Raw genomic sequence first — 17,167 nt, 5'->3', positions numbered from 1 at the left:
GGCTAACAAGATAAGCGCTTCATCCAGATCGCAAAAGTTATTAAATACGCCTTCATTAATCGGTAAAAACTTCCAATTGCGCTTTTATCATTCGCCCTGTAAACGGTTTCATTCCCGAGACCGTAATCTCACAAAAAGAATATGTTATACAGAGAGTTAAACTTTTCAGCAGTCTGACCATTTTTGATTAGCAGCGTTGCTAGCGCGCCGACGTGCTGGCTACACCACCACGTCAATCGGATTCCCGAAAAAATCGCCACATTCGTTTAAAAAACCACCAATTCAAAGCAAAAAATCATTTCCAGCTTGACTGTGTTATCAAATTAATGTTTTCTGTCTTAAATCGCTGCTCAACATCACACATTTTAATGAATCTGGTAACATGTGATGTAAGATTTGCTAAGGTAGTTCCTGAGCGTTTTACCCAATACCGCGCCTGTGCTTTTAAACTCTTCTTCTAAGAATAGCGCAGGTTACCCATTTCCCTGGTGTTGGCGCAGTATTCGCGCACCCCGGCCTCGGTCGGGGTCATTTTTTTCCAGCGTCCGAAACCCATTCCCGTAACACGTCCACGTCGTTCCGCCACTCTTGCTTCAGCTCGTCAATCCATTCCTGAACGTTGTCCCACCAGGCTGGCAGCTCCGGACTTTGAATCTGTTTCGCCAACTGTTGTAAATGCACCAACCCCACAGAACCTGCCGCGCCTTTAATCTTGTGCCCCTCTTCCGCTATCCCTTTCTGATCGCGCGCCATCATGTTGGAGTCCAGCACGTCCAGATAGCCCGGCATCATCTGCTCGAACATCTCCATGCTCTGGTAAATCAACTGCGGGCCCACCAGCTCGATATATTGCTCAAGCATGGTGACGTCCAGTAATCCCAGTTTCTTCTCGTCCACTTTGCGTTCCTCGGCTTCGTCTTGCTGAAAGTCCCAGTATTTTTTGATGATGGCGGTCAGCGCCGGCACGGCCAGCGGTTTGCTCAGCACGTCATCCATCCCGGCATCCAGATACTCTTTTTTGTCCTTGAGCACGTTGGCGGTCAACGCGACCAGCGGCGGCAAATGTTGCTTGCCATGACGCTGATGGATCTCACGGGCGACATCCAGGCCCGTCATATCCGGCAGCTGAATATCGAGCAACACTAAATCAAACTCTTCAGGGTCGAACATGGCGAGTGCTTCTTCACCCGTCATCGCCACCTCAACGCTGTTACCGAGCTTTTCCAGCACCGAGCGGGCAACCACCACGTTAAGCTCGATGTCTTCAACCAGCAGCACGTGAAGCGCAGGAAGCGGCATATCATCCGCTGGCTGCTGATCTTCCGGCTGCTCAGCGATACGTGGGGCATTCACCGTCAGGGTAAAGCAGGAACCTGTGCCAGGCGCGCTGTGAACCGTAATATCACCGCCCATGCTCTGTGCCAGCCGGCGTGAAACGGCCAGGCCAATCCCGGTCCCGGTGGCAGGCTTGCCGCCATGCTGGTCTTTCACCTGGTAATACATGGCAAAAATCTTGTCCTGCTCGTCCTGCGGGATCCCCATACCGGAGTCTTCCACTTCGAAGCGCAGGCAGTCTTCGCCCAGATACGCCACGCGAACAATAATGCTGCCCTTCTGGGTGAACTTCACCGCATTGCCGATCAGGTTCCACAGGATTTGCCGCAGGCGCGTGCCATCGGTCATGATTTTGTGAGGCAGCGGCAGTTGCGGGTCGAGCACAAACTTCAGTTCTTTCGGCTGGGCCAGCAGCCCGGAGAGGTTTTCCAGATCGGCAAGGAAGCCGGTAAAATCCACCGGCTGAATATCCAGCTGGACCTTACGCCGCTCGATTTTGTCCATCTCGATCACATCGTTAAAGATATTGCCGAGGGTGATTGCCGACACGTGGATGGTTTTCAGGTATTTGAGCTGCTCCTGATTTAAATCGGTATCCAGCAAAATACGGCTCAGGCCGACGATGCCATTAAGCGGCGTACGAAGCTCGTGGCTGATTGTGGAGATAAATGTGGTCTTTTCCCTGCTGGCATTCTCTAAAGCGTCCTGGTAGCGCTTACGTTCCGTTATATCGCGTCCGAAGCCCATCAGCCCACTGCGTTTACCAATGCGGTCGTAATAAGGCACCTTACGAATTTCGAAGCAGGCTTTGCGCCCATCCGGATACTGCAACCACTGCTCGTAAGTTAACGACACGTTGTGACGGAAGACTTTATCGTCAGTCTCCAATACCTTAGTGGCGGCATCTTCGTCATACACATCGCGCGGCGTCAGCCCAATCAGTTGCTTTTCGCTTTTTCCCGTCAGCAATTCCATCGCGCGGTTACAGCCCGAGAACTGTTGATCAATGTTGCGATAGAAGACCAGGTCGGGTGATGCATCCAGGAATGAGCGCAGGAAGGAGGATTGTTGCTCAAGTTCGATCTGCGCTTCCTCGCGCCGGGCCATCTCTTCCTTCAGCTTGGCCATCACCTGCAAACGCGCCTCTTCAGCTTTGATACGGTCAGCAATTTCGTGATTCAGCTGGGTGATGTTTTCTTTCATCTGCTGATTCAGCTCAAGATCGCGGTGACGCATCTCTTCCAGCTTATCGACCAGCCGCGACAGGCGCTGCCTCGACTCCTCAAGCTGCTCAACGACGACTGAGAGAAAATAGACCGCCCACGGCGTAATCAACAGGCCAAAAAACACCGATCGAACCATATCGATACTTTCGACATGACCGCGCAATACCATGGTGACCGCCATCTGGACGATCATCGCCAGGACCACCAGCGCTGAAGCCAGCAACAATGAGAAGCGGACCAGTCCCAGCTTGACCATCAGGTCGACATAATATTGTGCTAAGAGACGAATTTGTTTCATAAAAGATTCCTTCCGGGCCAATAGCCCCAATCATACCGTAAAAGCTTAAAAGACCCACGTAACCTGTACAAAGCATCAGCGCACCAGCCTGGTGCAGCACCCGCGCTGAATGACTGCTTACGCACTCACTTATTCAAAGAAATAAACGGCCCTTAACGGATTTCTGCTACGGCACGCGGTTAAACAAGCCCGGCACGATCGCCTTACTTCGCCCTGGTTGAGAGCGGTTGTGGCGAATTGTTAAGGAGGACTTTCACCGTCACGTTTGGCATAAAATAGCGATCGCTGATCTGCCTGCAAGCTGCGTCTTTGCTGGATCCACAGCATAAAAACCACCTGCCTTAAAATGAACCTGTCGTCGCCCGAATCTTTTGTCATCTTTCTGTCGCCATGATGATGGACGCTTTATTGAACTGCATAATCCGCTGGTCGGTTCTTCTACTGGTTTTCCTCACTGAACTGGCTAATTCATAGTGATAGGGCGATCTTTGCGCTCTTAACCCTTTACCCTATCGAATAACAATTCACATTAAGTGAGAACTTACTCATTGCGGTGATGATTAATTTTACTAATGATGGGTGGCTGTTTAATTCAAATAAGCGTACGGGATAAAAACAGTATTTTTCAGTAAATAGCGTATAATTGTCAGAACATTCTCCTACCAATAACCCCAGCACCAGCATGGTGCAGAGATATGGCGCCTGCACTACAGTGAGACAGCTCACACTTATTGCGGTCTTTGCCTTGCAGGGTTTAGTAGAAAAAACGCCGACAAATCCTTACACATCAAGAGCCTGAGCTGTCATAAGGTCGTAAAAGCCTCAGTAAGAACGCTATTTGACCTGAGTACGCTTTCCCGATAAGTTGGAAATCCGCTGGAAGCTTTCCCGACGGGCCAGTGTCTCGGCATATCTATGCAGCAAGAAGACTCCCTCGTGATGCAAGTTATCTCCCTTTAAGAGATTCGGAAATTTGAGAGCAGCCCCCTTCAAGGACGTCAGGAAAAAAGTCTGGAGAGGTAACGCTCGGGGTAACGGCGTCCGCATTAAGCGGTCAGGAAAAATGAGACAGAGCCTGAGAGAGACTCCTCAGATGCACTCTGTGCTTGAAACACTATAGGTAATGTCACAAAGAAGTTGAGGAGGCCTCCGATGTCCAACACAAAACCTTTTCCCTATGGCTTGTACGATCCTTCAAGAGACAGCGATAGCTGTGGCGTAGGTTTTCTGACGCGTAAGGACGGCGAGCAAACTCATGAGATCCTGCAGATGGCCCATAGCGCCTTGTGCACGGTACCTCATCGCGGGGGTATGTCGGCGGAAGGCGTCGGTGACGGTGCTGGCGTCAACGTGGACATCTCTTTGCACTTCTTCCGCAAAATTACCGGCCAACAGCTTGAAGCGGGTCGCTTTGGCGTCGGCAACTTCTTCGTGCCTAAAGACGTTGAACTGCGTGCCAATGCGGAACGTCTGGTTGAAGATACGCTTGCAGCCTATGGCCTGCCTGTTCTGCTGAAGCGCGACCTGCCACTCGATGGTAGCGTGCTGCGTCCTGCTGCGCTCTCTTTCCAGTTGCCGATCGTCCAGTGGGTGTTTACTGCCCCGCAGGATGTCGACACGCAAAACGAATTCGAAAAACGTATCTACCGTGCCTTGCTGGACATCGAAGCGCGCGCCTTTACCGAAAGCCAGTTTGGCGGGCTCTATCCGCTGTCGCTTTCTTCGCGCACGCAGGTTCTGAAGGCCCGTCTGAATTCCAATGAAGTGATCCCTTACTTCAAGGATCTGACCGATCCGGATCATCAGGTGCGTGGGTTGTTCTTCCATACCCGCTTCTCAACCAACACCGATCCGCACACCACCATGGCGCAGCCTTTCCGGCTGATGGCCCACAACGGCGAGCTGAACACCGACCGTAAAAACCGTATTGCTGAGTCTGCGCTGGCGCTGGCTCGCGGCAAAAAAATTGTTCGCCCGAAAGGACAGTCCGACAGCTCGCGTCTGGATCAGAGTATCCAGAGCCGCCTGATGGAAGATAACCTCGACCTGATCAATGCCGTGGTGTCGATGATGCCGCCGGCGTGGGAAAACGATCTCACCCTGTCGACCGAAGTCCGTGCGATGCTGGAGTACTTCTCTTTATATGAAGAGAAAAACGATGGCCCGGCCGCGCTGATCTTCGGTAACGGTGAAGTGATTGGCGCGCGTCTGGACCGTCTGGGCCTGCGCCCACTGCGCTCTGTGGAAACCGCCGAGTATATCGGTGCGATGTCAGAAGCCGGTCAGATCGCCTTCCCACCGGAAAGCGTATTACGCCGTGGCCGTATCGAAGCGGGCGGCATGCTGTATTACGATCACAGCGAAAAGCGCAGCTACACCACGCTGGAAGCGCTGGAAAAACTGGCGGCTGAAAAAGATTACCCGGCACTGGTTGAACAGGCCCGTGTCATGCTGGAAGAATTGCCTGTGGTTCCTGCTGAAGAACAAGGTTCACCGCTGCGCTACAGTGGTGACCTGAAAACTTATCAACGGTTTGTGGCTTACTATTACAACCAGGAAAGCTTCAAATTCATGATGGACCCGATGCTGAACACCGGCGCAGAGAAAATTTCTGCCATGGGTTACGGCAACGCGATCAACGGTCTGTCCGATCATGAAGGCGGGATGGCGCACTACTTCTCTCAGCGCTTTGCTCAGGTAACTAACCCACCGTTAGACTCGATCCGTGAAGTTGACGGCATGACCTTGCGCGTTGCGCTGGGTGCTAAGCCGCATCTGGGCCGCAGCAAAGGCCGTCAGATTATCGTGCCGACCCCGATCCTGACGCATCTGGATATGCTGCAGCTGCGTGAACAGAATGTCGCCCCTTATGCGCGTTTCGATATGCTTTACATCCCGGTGGTGGGCACCGAGCCACAGAACCGTATCGACAATGCCAATGCCCTGGAAAAAGCCATTGATGACCTTGCTCAGCAGGTTGTCGACTTTGCCCGTGAGCAAGGCGGTATCGCGGTTCTGACTGACCGTCATATCTCTTCTACCCGTGCCGGTATCCCGATGCTGTTGATGGTGTCTGCCATTAACCAGCGCCTGGTTCAGGAAGGGTTGCGTCTGGACGTTTCTCTGGTGGTTGAAAGCGGCCAGAGCATCTCCTCGCACCATATCGCGGCAACCCTCGGTTTCGGCGCGTCGGCCGTTTACCCTCTCGGCGTGCAAATGCGCGCAGAAGAGAAGTACGGCGAAGGCGAAGAAGGCAATAAAGCATTCAAACGCTATGCCAAAGCTGCTGAAAAAGCCCTGATGAAAACCATGGGTAAAGTCGGCCTTTGTACCGTTGAAAGCTACAGCTGCGGTGAGTTCTTCGAACCGAACTTCCTTAATACCGACGATCCGGTACTGAGAAAGTACTTCCCGAACATTAAAACCCCGGTTGGCGGCGCTGGCTTTGCCACAATCGCGCAGATGGCCGTAGACTGGCACCAGAGCGCCCTGAAAATTCAGGGTGAGTCAGAAGTGCCGCTGTTGGGTCTGTTTAAAGAGCGTGCGGAAGGTGCCGGTCACTCCTACGGTACCATTGCTGTGCGTACCTTTATTGATATGACAGAGCAGCCGATCCGTTTTGCTGACAAGCCACGCGATGAAGATCAGTTCATCCGTTTGCTGACGCTGGCGAAACTGGATAATGCCTTCAATATCAAACCCAGCGCTTTTGCGGACACCAGCTTTGAACGTATCCCAAATGACGTGATTGATAACTTCACCATCACGCCGGACTATCGCGAATTCTCCAGCCTGATGCTGCAGGAACGTAAACGTCGCCCGGCGGCGCTGCGTGACATTCTGACCTTCCCGGCCGATCTGACCCACGTCGACAGCCAGGCAGAGTTTGCCCGAAAACTGGGTCGCTACTCGTTAACTAACAATGGTTTTGCGACCCGTGGTCTGGTATGTGAAGCCACCGAAGGCCGTGAAGGTCACTTCACGCTGCGCCTGACCGACAGCATCGTTGGTCTGAAGCCAGAGAACGAGCGCCTTGCGGCACTATTCAGCGCACTGAAAACCCGTTTCACCGATGAGATCGGCGAAAGTGAGATTGTGGCCGGTGGCCTGCAGCTTGCCGCAACCGGCAAAGCGGCTGAGTACCTGTCACGCATCTTCACCTCGGCCCCTTCTCTGCCGCTGAACGAAATTCAGCCTGCCAGCGAAATCACCCGCACCTTTGCTTCCGGTGCGATGAGCCACGGTGCGCTGGTTGCGCCGGCTCACGAAGCGGTGGCACACGGCACCAACATGGTTGGTGGCATGAGCAACTGTGGTGAGGGTGGCGAGCACTATTCCCGTCACGGCACTATCCGTGCATCACGCATTAAGCAGCTGGCTTCCGGTCGCTTTGGCGTGTGGGCTGCGTACCTTGCGGACCCGATGCTGGAAGAGCTGGAGATTAAAATCGGTCAGGGCGCGAAACCTGGCGAGGGCGGTCAGCTGCCTGCGGCGAAAGTCACGGTTGAAATTGCTGCGGCCCGTGGCGGTACGCCTGGCGTGGAGCTGGTTTCCCCTCCTCCGCACCACGACACCTACTCGATTGAGGATTTGGCGCAGTTGATCCACGACTGCAAGGCAGCTCGCGTGCGCGTCATCGTTAAACTGGTTTCCTCTGAAGGCATTGGCACCATCGCCGTCGGCGTGGCAAAAGCCGGTGCGGACGTTATCAACGTCGCGGGCAACACCGGTGGTACCGGTGCGGCTTCGGTTACCAGCCTGAAATACACCGGACGCGTGGCGGAAATCGGCATTGCCGAAGTGCATCAGGCGCTGTGCGCTAACGGCCTGCGTGAAAAAGTTCTGCTTCGCTGCTCCGGCGCGCAGCAAACGGGCAGCGACGTCGTGAAATCTGCCCTGTTGGGTGGCGACAGCTTCGAATTCGGCACCACCGCGCTGATGATGCTGAAATGCGTGATGGCGAAAAACTGTAACGTGAAATGCCCGGCCGGCCTGACCACCAATGCCGAAGCCTTTGATGGCGATCCCCGTCAGCTGGCGCAGTACTTTATGAACGTCGCGCATGAAGTGCGTGAGATTCTGGCCCGCCTTGGCCTGCGTTCACTGCGTGAAGCGCGCGGTCGCTCTGACCTGCTGCACCTGATGGATCACCCACTGGAAGTCGGCAAGCTGGACTTCCGTGCGATGCTGACCGTGGTACCCGAACTGAAAATCGCCCGTCCGGTCTATCTGGAAAAAGATTTCGAGCTGGACAACGGCTGGGTCGAACAGCTGAAACTGGAGCTGGTCGACCAGGGCCAAACCGATATTCAGTTCGGCAATGGTATCACCCTGAACAACCGCAACAAGAGCGTTGGCGGACAGCTGGCCATCGATATCGAGCGCCTGTTGAACCACACGCTGGATGCTGCTCAGCTGAGCAAAATCCCTGCAGCATTGCTGGACGATCGCGGACGCCGTTATCTGGCACCCAATACCGTCAATATCTCTACCTCAGGATCGGCCGGTCAGTCCTTCGGCGTATTCTGCAACGACGGTATGCAGCTGAAGCATTACGGCACCTGTAACGATGGCGTGGGTAAAGGCCAGTGCGGTGGTGAAATTGTGGTGATGTCGCCTGGCGGCGGCTCGCAGGATGCTGAAGGCAACGTGTTGATCGGTAACTTCGCGCTGTTTGGTGCTACCGGTGGACGCCTGTTTGTCCAGGGCCAGGCGGGTGACCGCTTCGCAGTCCGTAACTCCGGCGCAACGGCCGTGGTTGAAGGCGTTGGCGATTTCTGCTGTGAATATATGACCAATGGCGCGATCCTGAACCTGGGCACTTACGGCACCGGTTTCGGTAACGGCATGAGCGGTGGCTTTGCTTACCAGTACGACCCGTACGGCACGCTGGCAGGTTCAGCAGCCGGAGACTCCGTGCTGTTTGGCTGCATCGCTGACGACAATGAAATGGCGCGCGTGCACAAGGACGCGGTGCTGACAATGCTGAACTGGCATCTGGAAGCGACCCATTCACCTCGTGCGGCCTGGCTGCTTGAGCACTGGGAAACCGAGTGCCAGCACTTTGTCTTTGTGATGCCGCGCTCCCTGCTGTTGTACCAGGAAAGCACCGAGATCCTGAAGGCCAAGACCCGTAAGGATCTGCTGGAAGAGCTTTCAACCGCGCTGGCAAGCCATCAGGTTGCCAAGTTCAAAGCGGCCTGGCGCAGCAAGAAAACGATTGCCAATGGAGTGGTACCTGAATACGGTGCAACTGACACGCAAGATATGTTTGTGCTGCTGAACAACTATACCGTGCTCAGCTTTGCACAGCAGCTGGCGCTCTCCCGCCTGCCGAAAGGTACGCCGGTAGAAGATGCCGCGGTAGAAAAAGCCGTACGTAACCTGTTGATGACAGAGGACTTCGCACTGATCAGTAAGCTGCAGCGTCACGCACGTTCAGCGATTGAAAATTACAGTGATGATGAACTGGCCTGCCTGATTGCAGCCAAACGTATGGCGGACTACAAGGCTGCCCTGACGCAACGTAACATCCGCTCGATGGACAGCCTGGCGACTTATGGTTGGATCATTTATCAGGATGCGCGTAACAGAGAAGTGCTGGGCGGACTGCCTGACTTCGAAGAGCTGTTTGCTCGCGCCGCACTGCCTGAAATCGCTGCAGCCGTCGGGAAATTATCCTGACGGTTTACCGGACTGAATGTGACTATCTACTGAACACGACGAAACGGGATTGAGTACAGATAACCCATGAAAATTCCTTACATTCCTGAAGACGCGCCATTCAATGGCGACCAGAAATACTGGCTGGCGGGGTTTCTCGCCGGGCTACACTCACGCCTGCTGGTACTGGAAGACAGCAAGCAGGTTGCCAGCGGTACCAGTTCTGCGGCAACCACGCAGTTGCATATCCTGTTTGGCTCGCAGACCGGTAATGCCGAAGCGCTGGCACAGAGCGCAGCGAAAGCTGCCCGTGCTCAGGGTCTGGTGCCTGTGGTGCAGGGCCTGGGTGAAGTGGATATCGACGTGTTCGCGACCATGCGTCACGTGCTGGTGATCACCTCAACCTACGGCGAAGGCGAAATGCCTGACAACGCCCAGCTGTTCTGGCAGGCCATTTCTGCCAGCACCGCCCCGCGTCTGGAGCAGATGCACTTTGCCGTACTGGCTATCGGTGATACCGGCTATGATGGCTTCTGCCAGGCCGGTAAATTCATCGATATGCGCCTTGAGCAGCTCGGCGCGAAACGCGTCAGCGACCGTATTGATTGCGACATTGATTACGAAGAGCCTTCTAATCAGTGGATCTCTACCTCTATGCCACAGTTTGCCGCCAGTGCCGGCAGTAGCGGTACCGCGCTGGAGAATTTACCGGAAGCCCCGGTGATCCCTGGCAGCAACAAGCAGAATCCTTATGCCGCAGCACTGATCACCAATAAGCGTCTTTCTGGTGATGAATCAGGCAAAGATATCCGTCACTTCGAATTCGATTTGACCGACAGCGGGCTGAAGTACGAAGCCGGCGATGCGCTGGGCGTGATCCCGGTCAATGACCCTTCGCTGGTAAAACTGCTGCTGACTCAGCTGAACTCGGATTACGATACGCCGGTTTCAGGCTTCGACAGAACGCTGGGCGACCTGCTGACCTATCAGTTTGAGATCTCTGAGCCTTCGCGTAAGCTGATTGAATGGGTTGGCCAGAACACCACTAACCAGGAACTGCGCCACGTTCTGCAGCATGACGACAAGGACGCGCTTGGCGTCTGGTTGTGGGGCAAAGACACGCTGGACCTGCTGCAACTTGAGCTGACCCGCTCGCTGAGCATTCCAGAGTTCGTTGCGCTGCTGCGCCCATTACAGCACCGTGCTTACTCCATCTCTTCAAGTTCGAAGGCGTACCCAAATCAGGTTCACCTGACTATCGCCACGCTGCGTTACCACAGCACTGGCCGCCCACGTAGCGGCGTATGCTCTGCTTACCTGGCGGAGCGTGTCGGTCGCGGTGAAAAACCGGCTATCTTTATTTCGCCGAACAAAGCGTTCCGCGTGCCGGCGAACAACGATGCGCCATTGATTATGATTGGTCCGGGGACCGGTATCGCGCCATTCCGCGCCTTCCTGCAGGAACGTCAGGCTGCCAGCGCGAAAGGCAAAAACTGGCTGTTCTTTGGTGACCAGCATCAGGAACACGACTTTATCTATAAAGACGAATTGCTGGGCTGGCAGGAAAGCGGCTTACTGACGCGTCTGGATTTGGCCTTCTCCCGCGACCAGTCGAAGAAAATCTACGTACAGAGTCGCATGCTTGAGCAAGGTGCAGAGCTGTTTGCCTGGCTGGAACAAGGCGCCTACTTCTACGTCTGTGGTGATGCATCACGCATGGCGAAGGACGTGGATAAAGCCTTGTATGAGGTGATTACTCAGTTCGGTGGGATGTCTGTAGAGCGCGCGGCCGACTATGTTGACCAGCTCAAAAAAGAAAAACGTTACCTGCGAGATGTTTACTAATCTCAGCGATAAAAAAACGGGCCGAAAGGCCCGTTTTTTATTTCACGACGCGTAACGCCGGTCGACCACCGCGCGGTGGCGGGTCGTTGTCCGGATTGTCATCATCGTTCTGCACGCTGTCATCCGGGCGATCGCCGTCGATAACAGACATCACCGTTTCTGGCGTGTCGTTCTGCTCTGAATCCGGGTTATATTCCCCGGCTTCTTCGTAAACCGGCTCAGGCTCAAACATCGTACCTGCACCGTTTTCACGTGCATAAATAGCCATCACTGCCGCCAGAGGAACCGTAACCTGACGAGGCACGCCGCCAAAGCGGGCGTTGAAAGTCACCTCATCATTACCCAGTTCCAGGTTGCCGACCGCACGCGGAGCGATGTTCAGAACGATCTGACCATCACGCGCATACTCAAGAGGCACCATCACACCTGGCAGATTGATATCCACGACCAGGTGCGGGGTTAGCTGGTTGTCCAGCAGCCAGTCATAGAACGCCCGCAGAAGGTACGGGCGACGAGCGGTAAGTTGCGACATTTCCATCGTAATCAGCCCCGTGTTTGCAGGCGCATTTCACGTTCCGCTTCCGTCAGGGAAGCCAGGAAGGAATCACGCTCGAAGACACGCGTCATATAGCCTTTCAGCTCTTTAGAACCTGCGCCGACCAGCTCAATGCCCATCTGCGGCAAACGCCACAGCAGCGGTGCCAGGTAGCAATCAACCAGGCTGAACTCTTCGCTCATAAAGAACGGGGTACGGGCAAACAGAGGGGCGATAGCCAGCAGCTCTTCACGCAGCTGCTTGCGCGCGGCTTCTGCTTCCTGCGCCGTGCCGCTCTCGACCTTACGCATCAGGCTGTACCAGTCTTGCTCCACGCGGTGCATCATCAGACGGCTTTCACCACGGGCGACCGGGTAAACCGGCATCAATGGTGGATGCGGGAAGCGCTCATCAAGGTATTCCATGATGATACGGGATTCGTACAACGTCAGTTCACGATCAACCAGCGTTGGAACGGTACGGTACGGATTGAGGTCAATCAGATCCTGGGGCAGGCTATCCATTTCTACCTGCTCGATCTCTACGCTAACACCCTTCTCCGCCAGCACGATACGAACCTGGTGGCTAAAAATGTCAGTAGGACCAGAAAACAGCGTCATTACCGAACGTTTGTTGGCAGCGACAGCCATGTAAACCTCCAAGTTTATCCAGAAAATTACTGCGCAAGCCCGCCAGGTGGCGACTAACCTGCTTAATAGAGTGCCATTAGCATGATGTGAAGCCGAACCAGCATCCACTGAGGATTTCATGCATCAATGCTCTGCTAATGCGCGCAAAGTGACACACAGTTTACCAGATTTTAGACAGCTTGTGGGGGCGGGAACGCGGATTTGACGGGAAAAGGGTAAACCCCGTCGCGATTTCCATCATTATGCCGATGGCGGAAAAGAAAAAACCCGGTGCAAGCACCGGGTTTTTCGATAATCGACTCTGCCGAGGCAGAATAAATTAACGCTTGGAGAACTGAGGACGACGACGTGCTTTACGCAGGCCGACTTTCTTACGTTCTACCTGACGAGCATCACGAGTCACGAAGCCTGCTTTACGCAGTTCGCCACGCAGTGATTCGTCAAACTCCATCAGAGCGCGTGTGATACCGTGACGGATCGCACCAGCCTGACCAGAGATACCACCACCTTTAACAGTGATGTACAAATCGAATTTACCAACCATGTCCAACAGTTCCAGCGGCTGACGAACTACCATGCGGGCAGTTTCGCGACCGAAGTACTGTTCTAAAGAACGCTGGTTAATAACGATGTTACCGCTACCCGGCTTGATAAAGACGCGTGCGGAAGAGCTTTTGCGGCGACCAGTGCCGTAGTTTTGATTCTCAGCCATTGCCTGTAATCCCGATTAAATGTCAAGAACTTGCGGTTGCTGTGCCGCATGGTTGTGCTCGTTGCCCGCGTAAACTTTCAGTTTACGGTACATAGCACGACCCAGCGGGCCCTTTGGCAGCATGCCCTTAACCGCGATTTCAATCACACGCTCAGGACGGCGAGCAATCATCTCTTCGAAGGTCGCTTGCTTGATACCACCGACAAAGCCGGTGTGATGGTAATAAATCTTATCGGTACGCTTGTTACCGGTTACGGCAACTTTCTCAGCGTTAAGAACGATAATATAATCACCGGTATCAACGTGCGGAGTATATTCCGCTTTATGCTTACCGCGCAGGCGACGAGCCAGTTCGGTCGCTAAACGACCTAAAGTTTTGCCAGTTGCGTCAACAACAAACCAGTCACGTTGGACCGATTCTGGCTTAGCTGTAAAAGTTTTCATTTAAAAGCTTACCCAAATTAAGTTACACGTTGGTGAAATCCCAAACGCTTGAATAAACGGTTGAGGCTCACACGACCATCTTGACCAGCAAGCCCACCCCTTCGGATAGAGTTACTGGAACACAAAGAGTTTTGGGAAAAAAACCTTTGTTGTAACGTGGGGTCGCAAGATTATAGAGAAGTCGACCACAAAGCGCGACCCTTTTCTTACAATAATTGCACCCCGGTGCCCCGCCCTGGCTTGCTTCAGGGCAAATGCGCCAGCCGGAGGTACTCTTCGCTTTGCATCTCCTGCAAGCGGGAGACGCAGCGTTGGTATTCGAACTTCAGCCGCGCGCCTTGGTATATCTCAAACAGCGAGGCTTCGGCGGAGACCACTAGCTTAACATGCCGCTCGTAGAACTCATCCACCAATGCCAGAAAACGTCGCGCCTGGTCCTCCGTTTTGTAGATCATCACCGGCACGTTATACAGCAATACGCTATGAAAACGGCGCGACAGCTCGATGTAGTCATGTTGACTGCGCCCTTCACCGCACAGCGTTTTGAAGTCCATCGCCACCACGCCTTCCGCCATGCCCTGGGTCGGCAAAGAACGGTGATTAATCTCCAGCACCGGTTTGTCGCTGCGCGCGACACCAGCCAGCGCCACGAACATCCGCTCCATCTCTTTGCTGGTGTCGTCATTTAAGGGCGTCATCCACAGATGGGCTGAGGTCAGCGTGCGCAAGCGGTAATCAATGCCGGCATCCACGTTCATGATTTCGCAATGCTGCTTAATCATTTCAATGGCAGGCAGAAAACGCGCGCGCTGCAGGCCATTGCGATAGAGATCGTCAGGCGGAATGTTTGAGGTCGCAACCAGCGTAATCCCTCTGGCGAACAGCGCTTCCATCAGCGTGCCCAACAGCATCGCGTCGGTAATGTCTGACACAAAGAATTCGTCGAAGCACAGCAGGTCGGTTTCGCTTTTGAAACGATCGGCGACAATTTGCAGCGGATCGCTTTGTCCCTGAAGCTCAGTCAGCTCCTGATGGACGCGTAACATAAAGCGGTGAAAGTGCAGACGCTGCTTACGCTCTCCAGGAATTGCCTGAAAAAACATATCCATCAGCCAGGTTTTCCCACGGCCGACACCGCCCCACATATATAAGCCCCGGGCCGCCGCCGGCGCCTCGGTTTTTCCTTTGCCCATCAGCTTGTTCAACTTGCCAAAAAGTCCTTTCGCAGGCTGGGCAGAAACCGGCTGAACGCGAGTCAGCGCCTGATAAATTCCGTCAAGGCGCGTCATGGCGTCGAGTTGTACTGCATCAGGCTGGAATTCGCCTTTTTCCAGCGCCTGCTGGTATCGCGCCAGAGGAGACATCGTTTGCATAATTTATTCACATTCCCTGAAAAATTCGGTGCGTCAGGTGGTTGATTGTCGAAAAAAAGGCCGCTATACACTAAGCGATGCAGCCTCAGGATTCCACTTCCATCAGATTAGCGGTTATAGTGGCAGGTAGTGAACTGGCGTTGGCCAGTAGCCCTTACGGAACAACGAAGACAACACGGGAGTTATTATGACCTGGGAATACGCGCTTATTGGCTTGGTAGTTGGATTAATCATCGGCGCGGCGGCCATGCGTTTTGGCAACAAAAAGCTTCGCGAACAGCGGAGCCAGCAGTACGAACTGGAAAAAACGAAAGCAGAGCTGGCCGACTATCGTGAAGAGCTGACCAGCCACTTTGCACAGAGTGCTGAATTGCTGGACAACATGGCGCGCGATTACCGCCAGCTGTATCAGCATATGGCGAAAGGGTCTAATGACCTGCTGCCAAACCTGCCGGGTGAGAAAAACCCGTTTGCTTATCAGCTGACTGAATCAGAAGCGGATAACGATCAGGTCCCGGTTCAGATGCCACGTGACTACCCGGACAGCGCTTCAGGCCTGCTTCGCGGTGACCGTGCAGCACAGAAATAAGCAGAATGATTGAAGGGCGCTCAGCGCCCTTTTTTTCTTTTGCCATAGCAACATCTGCACTCTGAGTTTTAGGTTAATACCTGAGTTCCCCCCACCTTTTGTAGCGAGAGCGTCTTAGCGATGAAGAACAAATCCTTACTGTTAAGTGCATTGGCATTGAGTATTGGCATGAATCTGACCATTACTCCCCAGGCGATGGCTACGCTCCCCGCGCAAATTGAGGGGCAACCGCTGCCAAGCCTGGCGCCAATGCTGGAAAAAGTGCTTCCTGCGGTCGTTAGCGTCCATGTGGAAGGCACCCAGACGGCTGCGCAGTCTCAGGAGATCCCTGAGCCGCTGAAAAAATTCTTTGGTCAGGGCCAGGACGGTGATTCCCAGCCGCAGCCATTCGAAGGTCTGGCTTCAGGCGTGGTGATCAACGCCGATAAGGGCTATGTGCTCACCAACAATCATGTGGTCAATGGCGCCAGTAAAATCAGTGTCCAGCTGAGTGATGGCCGTGAATTTGATGCCAAACTGATTGGTCACGATGAACAAACCGACATCGCGCTGATCCAGATCAGCGGCGCAAAAGGCCTGACGCAGATTAAAGTGGCGGATTCCGATCAGCTTAAAGTCGGTGATTTTGCCGTCGCCATTGGCAATCCATTTGGCCTTGGCCAGACCGCCACTTCAGGGATTGTCTCTGCGCTGGGGCGCAGCGGCTTGAATCTTGAAGGTCTGGAAAACTTTATTCAGACGGATGCCGCCATCAACCGCGGTAACTCCGGTGGCGCGCTAGTGAACCTGAATGGCGAACTGATTGGCCTGAATACCGCCATTCTCTCCTCCGCCGGGGGCAATATCGGCATTGGCTTTGCCATCCCAAGCAATATGGCGATGAACCTGGCTCAGCAGCTGATTGATTTCGGCAAAGTGAACCGCGGTCAGTTGGGTATTAAAGGCACTGAGATGACGGCGGATATGGCCAAAGCCTTCAATGTGGATGCCCAGCGCGGCGCGTTCGTCAATGAAGTGCTGCCAGGCTCTGCGGCGGCGAAAGCGGGCATCAAGGCCGGGGATATCATCACCAGTCTGGATGACAAGCCGATCGACAGTTTCGCTGCCCTGCGGGTGAAAATTGGTACTACCGCACCGGGTAAAGACGTCAAGGTCGGCCTGATCCGTGAAGGTAAGCCGGTTAACGTTACCGTTAAACTGGATGCCAGTACGCAAACCTCGACCACGGCCGATCAGACCACTCCGGCTCTGCAAGGTGCTACCTTCATCGATGGCGCCGCGAAAGACGGAACCAAAGGCGTGGTAGTGGATGACGTGACTAAAGCCTCACCCGCTGAGCAATATGGCCTGAAAAAAGGCGATGTAATTATTGGCCTCAACCGCACCAAGGTGGCTAATCTGGCCGAGCTGCGCAAGCTGCTGGAAGCCAAGCCACCGCTGCTGGCGTTGAACGTGATCCGTGGTGATGCGAGTATCTATCTGCTTTTACGTTAAATC

The 17,167-nt window shown here is 54.1% G+C and carries 10 protein-coding genes; 4 read left to right on the top strand and 6 right to left on the bottom strand.

Annotated elements, in window-relative coordinates:
• Nucleotides 1-528 precede the first annotated feature (528 nt).
• Nucleotides 529-2,859, bottom strand: a complete 2,331-nt coding sequence (gene arcB, locus ACXKZG_RS02550) for an aerobic respiration two-component sensor histidine kinase ArcB (RefSeq protein ID WP_013204059.1) — start codon at nt 2,857-2,859, stop codon at nt 529-531.
• Nucleotides 2,860-4,011: 1,152 nt separating this feature from the next.
• Here arcB and ACXKZG_RS02545 point away from each other — a divergent pair.
• Together ACXKZG_RS02545 and ACXKZG_RS02540 are read left to right on the top strand one after the other, a co-directional pair.
• Nucleotides 4,012-9,543 carry a glutamate synthase-related protein gene (locus ACXKZG_RS02545; protein WP_488875640.1) on the top strand — a complete coding sequence of 1,844 codons (5,532 nt, stop codon included), beginning with the start codon at nt 4,012-4,014 and terminating at the stop codon, nt 9,541-9,543.
• Between the two features lie 66 nt (nt 9,544-9,609).
• Complete coding sequence (locus ACXKZG_RS02540; RefSeq protein ID WP_013204062.1) at nt 9,610-11,367, top strand: sulfite reductase subunit alpha; 1,758 nt, start codon at nt 9,610-9,612, stop codon at nt 11,365-11,367.
• 37 nt (nt 11,368-11,404) lie between these two features.
• Here the strand turns inward: ACXKZG_RS02540 and sspB are convergent, their stop codons facing one another.
• The 5 genes from sspB to zapE form a co-directional block, all read right to left on the bottom strand.
• The gene (gene sspB / locus ACXKZG_RS02535) at nt 11,405-11,905 is read right to left on the bottom strand and encodes a ClpXP protease specificity-enhancing factor (RefSeq protein ID WP_013204063.1); all 501 of its coding nucleotides are present in this window, start codon (nt 11,903-11,905) and stop codon (nt 11,405-11,407) included.
• Nucleotides 11,906-11,910: 5 nt separating this feature from the next.
• The gene (gene sspA, locus ACXKZG_RS02530) at nt 11,911-12,552 is read right to left on the bottom strand and encodes a stringent starvation protein SspA (RefSeq protein ID WP_013204064.1); all 642 of its coding nucleotides are present in this window, start codon (nt 12,550-12,552) and stop codon (nt 11,911-11,913) included.
• A gap of 319 nt (nt 12,553-12,871) precedes the next feature.
• Complete coding sequence (gene rpsI, locus ACXKZG_RS02525) at nt 12,872-13,264, bottom strand: 30S ribosomal protein S9 (protein ID WP_013204065.1); 393 nt, start codon at nt 13,262-13,264, stop codon at nt 12,872-12,874.
• A 15-nt stretch (nt 13,265-13,279) separates the two neighbouring features.
• Nucleotides 13,280-13,708 (bottom strand): 50S ribosomal protein L13, encoded by a 429-nt coding sequence (gene rplM, locus ACXKZG_RS02520; RefSeq protein WP_013204066.1) that lies wholly within the window; start codon nt 13,706-13,708, stop codon nt 13,280-13,282.
• Nucleotides 13,709-13,953: 245 nt separating this feature from the next.
• A complete protein-coding gene (gene zapE / locus ACXKZG_RS02515) occupies nt 13,954-15,081 on the bottom strand; it encodes a cell division protein ZapE (protein ID WP_013204067.1) in 1,128 nt (375 codons plus the stop codon).
• Nucleotides 15,082-15,268: 187 nt separating this feature from the next.
• Between zapE and zapG the strand changes: the two genes are divergently transcribed.
• A complete protein-coding gene (zapG, locus tag ACXKZG_RS02510) occupies nt 15,269-15,670 on the top strand; it encodes a Z-ring associated protein ZapG (protein ID WP_013204068.1) in 402 nt (133 codons plus the stop codon).
• A 120-nt stretch (nt 15,671-15,790) separates the two neighbouring features.
• On the top strand, nt 15,791-17,164 hold the full coding sequence (degQ, locus tag ACXKZG_RS02505; RefSeq protein ID WP_013204069.1) for a serine endoprotease DegQ: 1,374 nt from the start codon (nt 15,791-15,793) through the stop codon (nt 17,162-17,164).
• Nucleotides 17,165-17,167: the final 3 nt, after the last annotated feature.

The organism is Erwinia sp. 2186, assembly GCF_057812255.1.
Note: the sequence above shows the minus strand (reverse complement) of the source record. Positions and strands in the feature narration are given on the sequence as shown.